Annotated in this window: 12 protein-coding genes; 7 read left to right on the forward strand and 5 right to left on the reverse strand. The window is 51.8% G+C overall.

All coding sequences use genetic code 11. From position 1 onward, the window contains the following. Nucleotides 1–31: 31 nt before the first annotated feature. The 5 genes from H9644_RS12750 (at nucleotide 32) to ybdG (ending at nucleotide 4,161) form a co-directional block, all read left to right on the forward strand. Nucleotides 32–1,150: a YbdK family carboxylate-amine ligase gene (locus tag H9644_RS12750; RefSeq protein ID WP_191774802.1), complete on the forward strand. Its 1,119-nt coding sequence runs from the start codon at nucleotides 32–34 to the stop codon at nucleotides 1,148–1,150. A 65-nt stretch (nucleotides 1,151–1,215) separates the two neighbouring features. Next, nucleotides 1,216–1,464, forward strand: coding sequence for a DUF1158 domain-containing protein (locus H9644_RS12755; RefSeq protein WP_000682524.1), 249 nt, complete (start codon nucleotides 1,216–1,218; stop codon nucleotides 1,462–1,464). Between the two features lie 64 nt (nucleotides 1,465–1,528). Further along, the gene (locus H9644_RS12760; RefSeq protein WP_064529011.1) at nucleotides 1,529–1,897 is read left to right on the forward strand and encodes an MmcQ/YjbR family DNA-binding protein; all 369 of its coding nucleotides are present in this window, start codon (nucleotides 1,529–1,531) and stop codon (nucleotides 1,895–1,897) included. Between the two features lie 93 nt (nucleotides 1,898–1,990). Next, nucleotides 1,991–2,644, forward strand: a complete 654-nt coding sequence (gene nfsB, locus H9644_RS12765) for an oxygen-insensitive NAD(P)H nitroreductase (protein ID WP_191774804.1) — start codon at nucleotides 1,991–1,993, stop codon at nucleotides 2,642–2,644. 269 nt (nucleotides 2,645–2,913) lie between these two features. Continuing rightward, nucleotides 2,914–4,161, forward strand: coding sequence for a mechanosensitive ion channel YbdG (gene ybdG, locus H9644_RS12770; protein WP_191774806.1), 1,248 nt, complete (start codon nucleotides 2,914–2,916; stop codon nucleotides 4,159–4,161). Between the two features lie 104 nt (nucleotides 4,162–4,265). Here ybdG and pheP read toward each other — a convergent pair whose 3' ends face one another. The 5 genes from pheP to cusC form a co-directional block, all read right to left on the reverse strand. After that, entirely contained in the window at nucleotides 4,266–5,648 is a 1,383-nt protein-coding gene (pheP, locus tag H9644_RS12775) for a phenylalanine transporter (RefSeq protein WP_064529014.1), read from the reverse strand. Nucleotides 5,649–5,760: 112 nt separating this feature from the next. Then, complete coding sequence (cusA, locus tag H9644_RS12780; protein WP_191774808.1) at nucleotides 5,761–8,904, reverse strand: Cu(+)/Ag(+) efflux RND transporter permease subunit CusA; 3,144 nt, start codon at nucleotides 8,902–8,904, stop codon at nucleotides 5,761–5,763. A gap of 11 nt (nucleotides 8,905–8,915) precedes the next feature. Then, a complete protein-coding gene (gene cusB, locus H9644_RS12785) occupies nucleotides 8,916–10,139 on the reverse strand; it encodes a Cu(+)/Ag(+) efflux RND transporter periplasmic adaptor subunit CusB (RefSeq protein ID WP_191774810.1) in 1,224 nt (407 codons plus the stop codon). A gap of 15 nt (nucleotides 10,140–10,154) precedes the next feature. Continuing rightward, nucleotides 10,155–10,487, reverse strand: a complete 333-nt coding sequence (gene cusF / locus H9644_RS12790) for a Cu(+)/Ag(+) efflux RND transporter periplasmic metallochaperone CusF (RefSeq protein WP_191774812.1) — start codon at nucleotides 10,485–10,487, stop codon at nucleotides 10,155–10,157. A gap of 23 nt (nucleotides 10,488–10,510) precedes the next feature. Next, nucleotides 10,511–11,893 carry a Cu(+)/Ag(+) efflux RND transporter outer membrane channel CusC gene (gene cusC, locus H9644_RS12795; RefSeq protein ID WP_191774814.1) on the reverse strand — a complete coding sequence of 461 codons (1,383 nt, stop codon included), beginning with the start codon at nucleotides 11,891–11,893 and terminating at the stop codon, nucleotides 10,511–10,513. A 156-nt stretch (nucleotides 11,894–12,049) separates the two neighbouring features. Here cusC and cusR point away from each other — a divergent pair, with 156 nt between their 5' ends. Beyond that, complete coding sequence (gene cusR, locus H9644_RS12800; RefSeq protein WP_000770953.1) at nucleotides 12,050–12,733, forward strand: copper response regulator transcription factor CusR; 684 nt, start codon at nucleotides 12,050–12,052, stop codon at nucleotides 12,731–12,733. Then, nucleotides 12,723–14,165 (forward strand): Cu(+)/Ag(+) sensor histidine kinase CusS, encoded by a 1,443-nt coding sequence (gene cusS / locus H9644_RS12805; protein WP_191774824.1) that lies wholly within the window; start codon nucleotides 12,723–12,725, stop codon nucleotides 14,163–14,165. The genes cusR and cusS overlap by 11 nt, the downstream gene beginning before the upstream one ends. Nucleotides 14,166–14,177 lie beyond the last annotated feature (12 nt).

Raw genomic sequence — 14,177 nt, forward strand, 5'->3', positions numbered from 1 at the left:
TGAATAGAACATACCAACATAAGAGAAACCTATGCCATTACCCGACTTTCATGTTTCTGAACCCTTTACTCTCGGTATTGAACTGGAAATGCAGGTGGTTAATCCGCCGGGATATGATTTAAGCCAGGACTCTTCAACACTGATTGACGCGGTTAAAAGTAAGATCACTGCCGGGGAAGTGAAGCACGATATCACCGAAAGTATGCTGGAACTGGCGACTGGCGTTTGTCGTGATATCAACCAGGCTGCCGGACAATTTTCAGCGATGCAGAAAGTTGTATTGCAGGCAGCCGCAGACCATCATCTGGAAATTTGCGGCGGTGGCACGCACCCGTTTCAGAAATGGCAGCGTCAGGAGGTATGCGACAACGAGCGTTATCAACGAACGCTGGAAAACTTTGGCTATCTCATTCAGCAGGCGACGGTTTTTGGTCAACACGTGCACGTTGGCTGCGCCAGTGGCGATGATGCTATTTATTTGCTGCACGGCCTATCGCGGTTTGTACCGCACTTTATCGCCCTTTCCGCCGCGTCGCCGTATATGCAAGGAACGGATACACGCTTTGCCTCCTCAAGACCGAATATTTTTTCCGCCTTTCCCGATAATGGCCCAATGCCGTGGGTCAGTAACTGGCAGCAATTTGAAACCCTGTTTCGCTGCCTGAGTTACACCACGATGATCGACAGCATTAAAGATCTACACTGGGATATTCGCCCCAGTCCCCATTTTGGCACGGTGGAGGTCCGGGTGATGGATACTCCGTTAACTCTTAGCCATGCGGTAAATATGGCGGGATTGATTCAGGTTACCGCCCAGTGGTTACTGACGGAACGCCCGTTCAAACATCAGGAGAAAGATTACCTGCTGTATAAATTCAACCGTTTCCAGGCCTGCCGCTATGGGCTGGAAGGCGTCATTACCGATCCGCACACTGGCGATCGTCGGCCACTAACGGAAGACACCTTGCGTTTACTGGAAAAAATCGCCCCTTCCGCACATAAAATTGGCGCATCGAGCGCGATTGAAGCACTGCACCGCCAGGTTGCCAGCGGTCTGAATGAAGCACAGTTGATGCGCGATTTCGTCGCCGATGGTGGCTCGCTGATTGGGCTGGTGAAAAAGCATTGTGAGATCTGGACCGGAGACTAAGCCGGGAATTGCCTTACAGAAGAATATCCCTGACAATGGTGTTTTAACTTACATTTAACAATGTTATGAAACACCCTTTAGAAACCTTGACCACCGCAGCAGGCATTTTGCTGATGGCTTTTCTCTCCTGCCTGCTGCTGCCCGCCCCCGCACTGGGGCTGACGCTGGCACAAAAACTGGTGACCACGTTCCATCTGATGGATCTGAGTCAGCTTTACACTTTATTGTTTTGCCTGTGGTTTTTAGTGCTGGGCGCTATTGAGTATTTTGTTCTTAGATTTATCTGGCGACGCTGGTTCTCTCTGGCGGATTAAACGTCGATTATCGCCGTACTTCGCGGCATACTTTGCTTATTCTCCTTCGCCTAAAGGAACGTTTATGGATAAGCAATCACTGCACGAAACGGCGAAACGCCTGGCCCTTGAGCTACCTTTTGTCGAACTTTGCTGGCCGTTCGGCCCGGAGTTTGATGTGTTTAAAATTGGCGGCAAGATTTTTATGCTGTCGTCGGAGCTGCGCGGCATCCCTTTTATCAATTTGAAGTCCGATCCACAAAAATCCCTGTTAAATCAGCAGATATACCCGAGCATTAAGCCTGGATATCACATGAATAAAAAGCACTGGATTTCGGTCTATCCCGGTGAGGAAATCGCCGAAGCGTTACTTCGCGATCTGATCAACGATTCATGGAATCTGGTGGTTGATGGCCTGGCGAAACGCGATCAAAAAAGAGTGCGTCCTGGCTAAAACGAAAATCTATAGAGCATTTTTCTCGCTTACCATTTTACTTCGATCCTTGTAATCTGCTGGCACGCAAAATTACATACACATGGAGTCTTTATGGATATCATTTCTGTCGCCTTAAAGCGTCATTCCACTAAGGCATTTGATGCCAGCAAAAAACTTACCCCAGAACAGGCAGAGCAGATCAAAACCCTGCTGCAATACAGCCCATCCAGCACCAACTCCCAGCCGTGGCATTTTATTGTTGCCAGCACCGAAGAAGGCAAAGCGCGTATTGCTAAATCCGCCGCCGAAAATTACGTGTTCAACGAGCGCAAAATGCTTGATGCCTCGCACGTCGTGGTGTTCTGCGCGAAAACTGCGATGGACGATGCCTGGCTGAAACTGGTTGTTGACCAGGAAGATGCCGATGGCCGCTTTGCCACGCCGGAAGCGAAAGCCGCCAACGATAAAGGTCGCAAGTTCTTCGCCGATATGCACCGTAAAGATCTGCATGATGATGCAGAGTGGATGGCAAAACAGGTTTATCTCAATGTTGGTAACTTCCTGCTGGGTGTTGCAGCACTGGGTCTGGACGCGGTACCAATCGAAGGTTTTGATGCCGCCATCCTCGATGAAGAATTTGGTTTGAAAGAGAAAGGCTACACCAGTCTGGTGGTTGTTCCGGTCGGTCATCACAGCGTTGAAGATTTTAACGCTACGCTGCCGAAATCTCGTCTGCCGCAAAACATCACCTTAACCGAAGTGTAATTCTCCTGGCAGCCGGGAGCCAATCCCGGCTCAGATTGCTGACAAAGTGCGCTTTGTTTATGCCGGATGCGGCGTGATCGCCTTATCCGGCCTGCAAAATCTTGCTAATTCAATATATTGCAGAACCACCCAGGCCTGATAAGCGTAGCGCATCAGGCAATTTTATATTTGCCATCAGCCCTCGCAGGAAATTCCCCCTCAGATTCTCCTGATTTGCATAACCCTGTTTCAGCCGTCATCATAGGCCGCTGTTGTATAAAGGAGATGTTATGCAGGATTTAATATCCCAGGTTGAAGATTTAGCGGGTATCGAGATTGATCACACCACCTCGATGGTGATGATTTTCGGTATTATTTTTCTGACCGCCGTTGTCGTGCATATTATTTTGCACTGGGTGGTACTACGTACCTTCGAAAAACGCGCCATCGCCAGTTCAAGACTGTGGTTGCAAATCATTACCCAGAATAAACTCTTCCACCGTTTAGCTTTTACCCTGCAGGGGATTATCGTCAATATTCAGGCGGTATTCTGGCTGCAAAAAGGCACCGAAGCGGCTGATATTCTGACCACCTGCGCGCAGTTGTGGATCATGATGTATGCGTTGCTTTCGGTCTTCTCTTTGCTGGATGTTATTTTAAATCTGGCGCAGAAATTCCCGGCGGCAAAGCAGTTACCGTTGAAAGGAATATTTCAGGGGATCAAACTGATCGGCGCAATTCTGGTCGGCATATTGATGATCTCGCTGCTGATTGGCCAGTCGCCAGCAATTCTGATCAGTGGTCTTGGCGCAATGGCCGCAGTGCTGATGTTGGTGTTTAAAGATCCGATCCTCGGTCTGGTGGCCGGCATTCAGCTTTCCGCAAACGATATGCTGAAACTGGGCGACTGGCTGGAGATGCCAAAATATGGCGCGGATGGTGCAGTAATTGATATTGGTTTAACCACCGTCAAAGTGCGCAACTGGGACAATACCATTACCACCATTCCCACCTGGTCACTGGTGTCCGACTCCTTTAAAAACTGGAGCGGAATGTCAGCATCCGGTGGGCGGCGTATTAAGCGCAGTATCAGTATTGATGTCACCAGTATTCGTTTTCTTGATGAAGACGAAATGCAACGTCTGAATAAAGCGCATTTGTTAAAGCCTTATTTAACCAGCCGCCATAAGGAAATTAATGAGTGGAATCGCCAGCAAGGTTCTACGGAGTCTATATTAAACCTGCGGCGGATGACCAATATTGGAACATTTCGCGCCTATCTGAATGAATATCTGCGCAACCATCCACGGATTCGTAAAGATATGACCTTAATGGTGCGCCAACTGGCACCGGGAGATAATGGTTTACCGCTTGAGATCTATGCGTTTACCAACACCGTGGTGTGGCTGGAATATGAAAGTATTCAGGCTGATATTTTCGACCACATATTTGCTATCGTCGAAGAGTTTGGTCTGCGGCTTCATCAGTCACCAACCGGCAATGATATTCGCTCCCTGGCAGGTGCATTTAAGCAGTAATTAAAAAACCGCTCTCATCAAATGGATGAGAGCGGTTTCAGACTGTTGACATCGTTTTGTCGGATGCGGCGTGAACGCCTTATCCGACCTACGTTACTACACTATTATTTCGCTTTCCGACGCAGCGTTTTAAACGCCACAAACAGGAACACAATCCACACCGGCAGCAAAATTGCAGACAGGCGCATATCATCCATCGTGCACATCAGCAGCAAAATCATGCCGAGGAAAGCAATGCAAAGATAGTTGCCGAACGGATAGAGCAGCGCCTTAAACTGTGTTTCTCGTCCCTGACGTCGCATCGCCGCGCGAAAACGCAGATGCGCCAGGCAGATCATAATCCAGTTCAACAGCAGCGTAGCCACCACCAGCGCCATCAGCAGACCAAACGCTTTTTGCGGCAGCAGATAGTTAATCAACACCACCAGCGAAGTGATCGCCCCGGAAAGCATCAGCGAGTTGATCGGCACGCCGCGATGGCTAACACGGGTAAGAAACTTCGGTGCATTACCCTGCACAGAAAGGCCAAACAGCATGCGGCTGTTGGAGTATACCCCGCTGTTATACACCGACAACGACGCCACCAGAATGACGAAGTTCAGCGCAGAAGCCACCACGTTGCTGTCGAGGTTATGGAAAATCATCACAAACGGGCTACTGTTAGATTTCACTTCCACCCACGGGTAGAGCGCCAGTAAAACCACCAGTGAACCGATATAAAACAGCAGGATACGATAAACAACCTGATTTACCGCTTTAGGGATGCTTTTTTCCGGATCGCGTGCTTCAGCGGCTGTAATACCAATCAGTTCCAGACCGCCGAAGGAGAACATAATCACCGCCAGCGACAAAATCAGCCCATTCCAGCCGGTGGCAAAGAAGCCGCCGTAGCGCCAGAGGTTGTCGATACTGGCTTTCTCACCGCCGTGACCAGAAAACAGCAGCCACAGACCAAAGCCGATCATACCGATGATCGCCAGCACTTTAATCAGCGCAAACCAGAACTCGGTTTCGCCATATAAGCGCACGTTCACCAGGTTAACGGCGTTGATGATAATAAAGAAGGCAGCAGCCCAGATCCAGGTAGGAACATCCGGGAACCAGTACTGCATATAGATGCCCGCAGCAGTCAGCTCTGCCATTCCCACCAGCACGAACATCACCCAGTAGTTCCAGCCGGAAAGGAAGCCCGCAAACGGTCCCCAGTATTTATAGGCAAAGTGGGCAAACGAACCAGATACCGGCTCTTCGACCACCATCTCGCCAAGCTGGCGCATAATCAGGAAAGCGATGATCCCGGCGACGCCGTAGCCCAGCAACACCGCCGGACCTGCCATCTGAATGGCCGGACCAATGCCAAGAAACAGACCAGTACCGATTGCACCACCCAGCGCAATCAGCTGAATATGACGGTTATGTAATCCCCGATGAAGCGTCGGTTCTTGATTCGACGCAGTATCTTCCGATACGGTTGACGCGTTTTTCACGCCTTTCCCCTGTGTGTCTTTTTTATTGAGGGGCTCCTTTTAACATTTAGTGCTGGTCGTCGCAAGACACAATCCACACAGTTAAACCGGGTATCCCTCCCCGGCTCTGCTTTTATTTCCGCACCTGATGTCGATTCAACCACATCAACTTATACGCCGCCGGAATAATAAACAGCGACAGCAGCGGTGCGGTGATCATGCCGCCAATCATCGGTGCGGCAATGCGGCTCATCACTTCTGAACCCGCCCCCGTTCCCCACAAAATCGGCAGCAGGCCAGCGATAATCACCGCCACCGTCATCGCTTTCGGGCGCACGCGCAGCACCGCGCCGTGATATAACGCTTCATCCAGCTTCTGCTCACTGAATGTTTGCGGATTATTCAGCGACGGATCTGCCTCTATGGCATGACGTAAATACATCAGCATCACCACGCCAAACTCGGCGGCGACTCCGGCGAGGGCGATAAAGCCGGTCCCCGTCGCCACGGAAAGATGAAAGCCCATCCACCACAGGAACCAGATGCCGCCCACCAGCGCAAACGGTACGCTACTGATAATCAGCAGCGCTTCGCCCACGCGACGGAACGCCAGATACAACAACACAAAGATGATCATCAGCGTCATCGGCACCATGAGTTTCAGCTTATGATTGGCACGCTCCAGCAGTTCAAACTGCCCGGAGAACGCCACGCTGGTGCCTGGTTTCAATTGCACTTTTTCGGCTATTGCTTTTTGCAGATCGTGAACCACCGACACCATGTCACGGTCGCGGGCATCGATATAAATCCAGCTCGTCGGTCGCGCATTCTCGGTTTTCAGCATCGACGGTCCGGTGGAGACTTTAACGTCGGCAACGTCCGCAAGGGTGATTTGCTGTTTCATCGGCGTCAGGATCGGCAGCTGTCGCAGCGCCTGCGGGCTATCGCGCCAGCTTTGCGGATAACGCAGATTAATTGGATAACGGGCAATCCCTTCCACCGTTTCGCCAACCATCGCCCCACCCACGGCAGAAGTCACAAACAACTGCACATCCGCCACCGTCATACCGTAACGCGCGGCTTTTTCACGGTTAATCTCAACGTTGATATAGCGCCCACCTTCCAGGCGCTCGGCTAGAGCAGAAACCACGCCAGGCACCGTTCGCGCCACCTCTTCAATTTGCTCCGCCATCGCGTCGATATCCGCCAGCACGTTGCCAGACACTTTAATACCGATAGGACTTTTAATGCCGGTCGAAAGCATATCGATACGGTTACGGATTGGCGGCACCCACAGATTCGCCAGCCCCGGCAGCCGCACGGTGTTATCCAGCTCTTCGATGATTTTGTCCATCGTCATGCCTGGTCGCCACTGATCCTGCGGCTTCAGCTGAATAGTCGTTTCTACCATCTCCAGCGGTGCAGAGTCGGTGGCGGTTTCCGCTTTCCCGGTTTTGCCAAACACCCGTGCCACTTCCGGCACACTCATAATCAGCTTGTCGGTTTTTTGCAGCATACTCGCCGCCTCTGCCGCGGAAATCCCCGGCAGCGTTGAAGGCATATACAGCAAGTCGCCTTCATTGATCTGCGGTAAAAATTCCCCGCCGACTTTATTAAGCGGCCAGAGAACCGTCAGCACCGAAAGTACAGCCACCAGCAACGTGGTTTTCGGCCAGTGCAGTACTTTCAACAGCAGCGGATGGTAAATACGAATCAAAAAACGATTGAGCGGGTTACAGCTTTCCGCCGGAATTTTGCCACGTATCCAGTAGCCCATCAGGATCGGGATCACCACGATCGCCAGTAGTGCCGCGCCTGCCATGGCATAGGTTTTGGTAAACGCCAGCGGACCAAACAAACGTCCTTCCTGCCCTTCCAGAGTGAAGATCGGGATAAACGACAACGTGATAATCAGCAGACTGATAAACAGCGCCGGCCCCACTTCAACAGATGCATCGGTAATCACCTGCCAGCGCGTTTTATTATCCAGCGTGGCGCCAGGATGCTGGTGCTGCCACTCTTCCAGCCGTTTATGCGCATTCTCGATCATGACGATAGCGGCATCGACCATCGCCCCGACGGCAATCGCAATACCTCCCAGCGACATAATATTGGCGTTCAATCCCTGGAAGTGCATGACAATAAAAGCAATACACAGCCCCAACGGCAACGAAATAATCGCCACCAACGCCGAGCGCACATGCCAGAGGAACAGCGCACAGACAATCGCCACCACAATAAACTCTTCCAGCAACTTGCCGCTAAGGTTGTCGATGGCGCGGTCAATGAGCTGGCTGCGATCGTATGTTGTAACTATCTCCACGCCTTCCGGCAGACTGCTTTTTAGCGTTTCCAGCTTGTCCTTCACGGCAGCGATAACTTCACGGGCGTTTTTGCCGGAACGCAGGATCACCACCCCGCCAGCCACTTCGCCTTCGCCGTTCAGTTCGGCAATGCCCCGGCGCATTTCCGGGCCAATCTGGACCTTAGCAACATCACGCAAATAAACGGGTACACCATTTTCACTGGCTTTTAAAACGATGTGATTAAAGTCGTCGAGCGTTTGCAGATAGCCACTGGCGCGCACCATATATTCCGCTTCCGCCAGTTCAATCGACGAACCGCCTGCTTCCTGGTTTGAAGCATCCAGCGCGCTTTTCACTTCGGCGAGACTGATGCCATATTGCGCCAGGCGCTGGGGATCGATAACCACCTGATACTCTTTCACCACGCCGCCCACCGACGCCACTTCCGCAACGTTAGGGATGGTTTTTAGCTCATATTTAAGAAACCAGTCCTGCAATGAGCGTAGATCGGCCAGATCGTGCTTACCGCTGCGATCCACCAGCGCGTATTCATAGATCCAGCCAACGCCCGTGGCGTCTGGTCCCAGCTCGGCGCTGACACCCGCAGGCAGCTTACTCTGCACCTGGTTAAGGTACTCCAGCACCCGCGAGCGCGCCCAATACGGATCGGTGCCATCTTCGAAAATGACATACACATAAGAGTCGCCAAACTGCGAGAAACCGCGCACGGTCTTCGCGCCAGGTACTGACAACATGGTGGTAGTCAGCGGATAAGTGACCTGATTTTCGACGATTTGCGGCGCCTGGCCAGGATAGCTGGTTTTAATAATTACCTGCACATCAGAGAGATCCGGCAGCGCATCCACTGGCGTATTAATGATGGTCCAGGTTCCCCAAATGCTCAGAAACAACGCGCCCATCAGCACCAGAAAACGGTTCGCCACCGAGCGACGAATAATCCATTCAATCATTGGTTATTCCCTCAATGCGCGTGGGTAGCACTTTCAGAGCGCATCCGCTCCAGTGCGCCAGAAATATTGGCTTCGGAATCAATCAGGAACAGGCCGCTGGAAACCACCTTTTCACCTTCCGCCAAACCCGAGCGTAGCGCGGTGACACCTTGCGATGCCTGGAAAACGGCAACGCGTTTAGGTACAAAGCGCCCGTCGGTATCAACGGTAATCACCCGCTGTTCGCTGCCGGTGTCGATCAGCGCCTGTGACGGAATGAGCAGCATCGGTTCGCTGGCAGTGTTGAGTTGCAACCAGGCGTTCATTCCCGGCTTGAGCGCCTCGTCGGCGTTGTCGACTTCCAGACGCAGTTGTAGCGTGCGGGTCGCAGCATCCACGCCGGGTAGCAGAGTCCATTTGCGGATGGTGAGTGTTTTATCAGGTCGCGCCGGAACGGTGAGCGTAAACTGCGAGGCATCTTTCACCAGCCAGGCGATAGACTCCGGGATCGCGGCAGTGACCCACACCGGGTCCATACCCTGAATTTTCGCTACCACGTTATCTTTGGCGATATTCATACCCGCGCGCAGATCAAACGCGGTGATTACACCATCAATGGGCGCTTTGAGCGTAAAGCGAGTCTGGATTTTTTGCGTGGCGATCAGGCGGCGAATATCGGCCTCCGGCATTCCCGCCAGTCGCAGGCGTTCAAGAATGCCTTCAGTCTGGGTCGCCGTACCGCCGGTTTCGCGCAGCAGTAAATACTCACTCTGCGCTTCCACCCAGTCGGGAATGGTCAGGTCGAGAAGCGGTGCGCCTTTTTTCACTTTATCGCCCACAGTAAGCGGATACACCTTGTCGATAAACCCGGCAGCGCGAGCCTGCACAATGGCAAACTGATACTCGTTGTAACTAACATTCGCCGGGAAACTCTGGGCAAAAGTCAGCGGCCCGCGCGTGACGGTAGCCGTTTTCACCCCCAGATTCTGCGTCTGGGTCGGGTCAATGCGCACACCAGACGCAGAACTCTCTTCATCGGCATATTTCGGCACCAGATCCATATCCATAAACGGCGATTTACCTGGTTTATCGAACCGCGTATTGGGATACATCGGGTCGTACCAGAATAAGATTTTACGTTCTGCGGTTGGCGTTTTTTCCACTGGCGGTTCAGCCTTTGCAAACCAGGTAAAACCTGCCGCAGAAATAATACCGCCCGCGATCATGCTGCCGATAATAAGCGCGATTTTTTTCATTGAATTAAACCTGGGTTACTGGCTGACTTTAATATCCTGTAATAAAGAGAGATTGCCCTGCTGGACAAAATTAAACGCCACTTTGTCGCCGGTTTTAATTTCGCTCATTTTCGTCTGCGGAGTGATGGTAAAGCGCATAGTCATCTCCGGCCAGTTCACTGCGGCAATCGGATCGTGGTGGATGGTGACTTTTTTGCTTTCCAGATCAACGCCTTTTACCACGCCAGTGGCGCTAATAACCTGTGGTTGTGCTTCGCTCATGGTTTCATGATGATGTTCGTTAGCCTGAGCATTAAAGCCAATAACGGTAAACAAACTGAACATTGCGACTTGCAGTGCTTTTTTCATTTATTCTCTCCTGAAGTTAAAAATTATTGCTGCCAACCGCCACCAAGTGCGGTATATAAAGAAATTTCGTTAACCTGACGGGCATAATTCAGGTCAAGTAAAGTTTGTCGGGTTGCAAATAAAGAACGCTCGGCATCCAGCACTTCCAGATAACTGACTGCGCCGTGCTGATATAATGCCCGCGCCCGTTGCAGGGTAATTTGTAGCGACGCCAGATAACGCTGCTGGGCGCTAATTTGATCATTCAGGCTTTGACGTAATGCCAGCGCATCTGCCACTTCTTTAAAGGCATTCTGGATTTTCTGTTCATAATTCACCACCGACTGCTGCTGGCGAATTTCGGCGATATCCAGATTGGCCTGGTTGCGTCCGGCATTAAAAATAGGGATCTCAATTTTGGGAATAAAATTCCACATCCCGCTGCTGGCGTTAAATAATGACGACAGATCGCTGCTGGCGGTCGATATTCCGCTGGTCAGGCTGATAGACGGGAAAAATGCCGCGCGTGCGGCGCCAATATTGGCATTAGCCGCCATTAATGCGTGTTCAGCTTCCATAATATCCGGGCGCTGCAATAAGATTTGCGACGACAATCCCGCCGGTAATTTAACGCTCTGCAGGCTGCCGCTGTTTACTGTCTGCGCTTGCGGCAGCTTGCCGTAGCTTCCCAGTAACAGTTGCAATGCATTATTCGCCTGCGCCAGTTCGCCCTGACGTTTAGCAATATCGCTGCGGGTACTTTCAATCACCCCGCGAGCCTGTTCCAGCGCCAGAACATTGCTGCTGCCGGTTAACAGTTGTTTTTCGACAAATGCATATGACTGCTGGTAATTACGCAGCGTTTCTTCGGCTATTTGTAATTGCGCATAGGCCAGTTGCTGATTGAAATAGCTTTGCGCAACATTAGAAACCAGCAGAATATGCACCGCACGCCGGGCTTCCTCAGTTGCTAAATAATTTTGTCGCTCGGCTTCGCTCATGTTCTTTAAGCGACCGAAAAAATCGAGATCAAAGCTGGCGTTAAGGCCAGTCGAAAACTCCCGCGTCGTGGCTGAATCGCCTTTAAGATTGCCGCTCCAGCTGCCGCTGCCCTCGCCATTGAGTTGTGGATAGCGGTCGGCATCGGTCAGACGATATTGCGCCCGTGCCTCCTGCACTTTCAGCGTCGCCATGCGCAAATCCCGGTTATTCACCAGCGCCTCGCCAATCAGCGTTTTCACCTGATTATCAACAAAAAAAGTGCGCCATCCCGCGTTCTGGTAGTTATCTGCCGCGTTAACCAGGCCGTTCTGGCTGAGTGAGAACTGTTGCGGCACAGGCATTGCCGGACGCTGATAATCCGGTGCCAGCGAACAACCGGTTAACGCAAGGGCCACACAAAATGTCAGAAGTTTACAAGGAGACATAGGCACATAATTTCTGGTTATTTTATGCCGCCAACTTTACCCGCCAGGCTCTGATTTTACGGTGACAGGAAAATGACAAAATTGTCATTTTGCCAATAAGCGATTGCCATCTGATCCCGCTACTCTAGAATTGGCCGGGCAACATGCGGAGGGAATATGAAACTGTTGATTGTCGAAGATGAAAAGAAAACCGGCGAATACTTAACCAAAGGGTTAACCGAGGCCGGTTTTGTGGTCGATTTGGCCGATAACGGGCTGAATGGCTACCATCTGGCGATGACCGGAGATTACGACCTGATAATCCTCGATATTATGCTGCCAGACGTGAACGGCTGGGATATCGTGCGCATGTTGCGTTCCGCCAATAAAGGGATGCCGATTCTGCTACTTACTGCGCTGGGAACCATTGAACATCGCGTCAAGGGGCTGGAGCTGGGGGCAGATGACTACCTGGTGAAGCCATTCGCTTTTGCTGAACTGCTGGCGCGAGTGCGCACCTTACTGCGGCGCGGGGCGGCGGTGATTATCGAAAGTCAGTTTCAGGTTGCCGACCTGATGGTTGATCTCGTCAGCCGCAAAGTCACCCGCAGCGGCACACGCATCACTCTGACCAGTAAAGAATTTACCCTGCTGGAGTTTTTTCTCCGCCATCAAGGCGAAGTGCTGCCCCGCTCGCTTATCGCCTCACAGGTGTGGGACATGAATTTCGACAGCGACACCAACGCCATTGATGTGGCAGTGAAGCGGCTGCGCGGCAAAATCGACAACGATTTTGAACCAAAGCTGATTCAAACCGTACGCGGCGTAGGCTATATGCTTGAGGTGCCGGATGGCCAGTAAGCCGTTTCAGCGCCCGTTTTCGCTGGCAACCCGCCTGACCTTTTTTATCAGCCTGGCCACCATCGCGGCATTTTTCGCCTTTGCATGGATCATGATCCACTCGGTAAAAGTGCATTTTGCCGAGCAGGATATTAATGATTTAAAAGAGATTAGCGCCACGCTCAAGCGCGTTCTTAATCATCCCGAAGAGACGCAAGCCCGACGCTTAATGACGCTGGAAGACATTGTCAGTGGTTATTCCAATGTGTTGATTTCCCTGGCCGACAGCCACGGTAAAACGGTATATCACTCGCCCGGTGTGCCGGATATCCGCGAATTTGCACGTGATGCCATACCCGATACAGACGCCCGGGGTGGCGAAGTGTTTCTCCTCTCCGGCCCGACGATTATGATGCCGGGTCACGGTCACGGGCATATGGAACACAGCAACTGGCGGATGATTAGCTTGCCGGTAGGCCCGCAGGTGGACGGCAAACCGATTTATACGCTCTACATCGCGCTGTCGATCGATTTTCATCTTCATTACATAAATGATTTGATGAATAAACTTGTAATGACTGCATCGATCATCAGCATCCTGATCGTCTTTATCGTGCTGTTGGCAGTACATAAAGGCCACGCGCCGATCCGCAGCGTCAGCCGTCAGATCCAGAACATTACCTCGAAAGATCTCGACGTTCGCCTCGACCCGCAAACCGTGCCGATTGAGCTGGAGCAGCTGGTACTGTCGTTCAATCATATGATCGAACGTATTGAGGATGTTTTTACCCGCCAGTCAAACTTCTCGGCGGATATCGCCCATGAAATTCGCACGCCAATTACTAACCTCATTACGCAAACGGAAATCGCCCTCAGTCAGTCACGCAGCCAGAAGGAGCTGGAAGATGTGCTCTACTCGAATCTCGAAGAGCTGACGCGAATGGCGAAAATGGTCAGCGATATGCTGTTTCTCGCCCAGGCCGATAACAACCAGTTAATCCCCGAAAAGAAAATGCTCAACCTGGCGGATGAAGTCGGAAAAGTGTTCGATTTTTTCGAGGCGTTAGCGGAAGATCGCGGCGTGGAGCTGCGGTTTGTTGGCGATAAGTGTCAGGCTGCGGGCGATCCGCTGATGCTGCGTCGGGCGTTAAGCAACCTGCTTTCTAACGCTCTGCGTTATACGCCAACCGGAGAGGAAATTGTAGTGTGCTGCCAGACTGCCGATGACAAAGTACAGATCACAGTCGAAAATCCTGGTACGCCGATTCCACCCGAGCACTTACCGCGATTGTTTGACCGCTTCTACCGCGTGGACCCTTCCCGCCAGCGAAAAGGCGAAGGCAGCGGCATTGGTCTGGCGATAGTGAAATCGATTGTCGTCGCGCATAAAGGCACGGTTGCGGTAACGTCAGATACGCGGGGAACAAGGTTTGTGATCACATTACCCGCTTAATCATTCAGCAAT

The organism is Escherichia whittamii (assembly GCF_014836715.1).
Taxonomy (GTDB): Bacteria; Pseudomonadota; Gammaproteobacteria; order Enterobacterales; family Enterobacteriaceae; genus Escherichia; species Escherichia whittamii.

Bases quoted from the DNA above. Each gene is read 5' to 3' on its own strand.
- H9644_RS12750 (WP_191774802.1), top strand. From the start codon at position 32: ATGCCATTACCCGACTTTCATGTTTCTGAACCCTTTACTCTCGGTATT.
- H9644_RS12755 (WP_000682524.1), top strand. From the start codon at position 1,216: ATGAAACACCCTTTAGAAACCTTGACCACCGCAGCAGGCATTTTGCTG.
- H9644_RS12760 (WP_064529011.1), top strand. From the start codon at position 1,529: ATGGATAAGCAATCACTGCACGAAACGGCGAAACGCCTGGCCCTTGAG.
- nfsB (WP_191774804.1), top strand. From the start codon at position 1,991: ATGGATATCATTTCTGTCGCCTTAAAGCGTCATTCCACTAAGGCATTT.
- ybdG (WP_191774806.1), top strand. From the start codon at position 2,914: ATGCAGGATTTAATATCCCAGGTTGAAGATTTAGCGGGTATCGAGATT.
- cusA (WP_191774808.1), bottom strand. From the start codon at position 8,904: ATGATTGAATGGATTATTCGTCGCTCGGTGGCGAACCGTTTTCTGGTG.
- cusB (WP_191774810.1), bottom strand. From the start codon at position 10,139: ATGAAAAAAATCGCGCTTATTATCGGCAGCATGATCGCGGGCGGTATT.
- cusF (WP_191774812.1), bottom strand. From the start codon at position 10,487: ATGAAAAAAGCACTGCAAGTCGCAATGTTCAGTTTGTTTACCGTTATT.
- cusC (WP_191774814.1), bottom strand. From the start codon at position 11,893: ATGTCTCCTTGTAAACTTCTGACATTTTGTGTGGCCCTTGCGTTAACC.
- cusR (WP_000770953.1), top strand. From the start codon at position 12,050: ATGAAACTGTTGATTGTCGAAGATGAAAAGAAAACCGGCGAATACTTA.
- cusS (WP_191774824.1), top strand. From the start codon at position 12,723: ATGGCCAGTAAGCCGTTTCAGCGCCCGTTTTCGCTGGCAACCCGCCTG.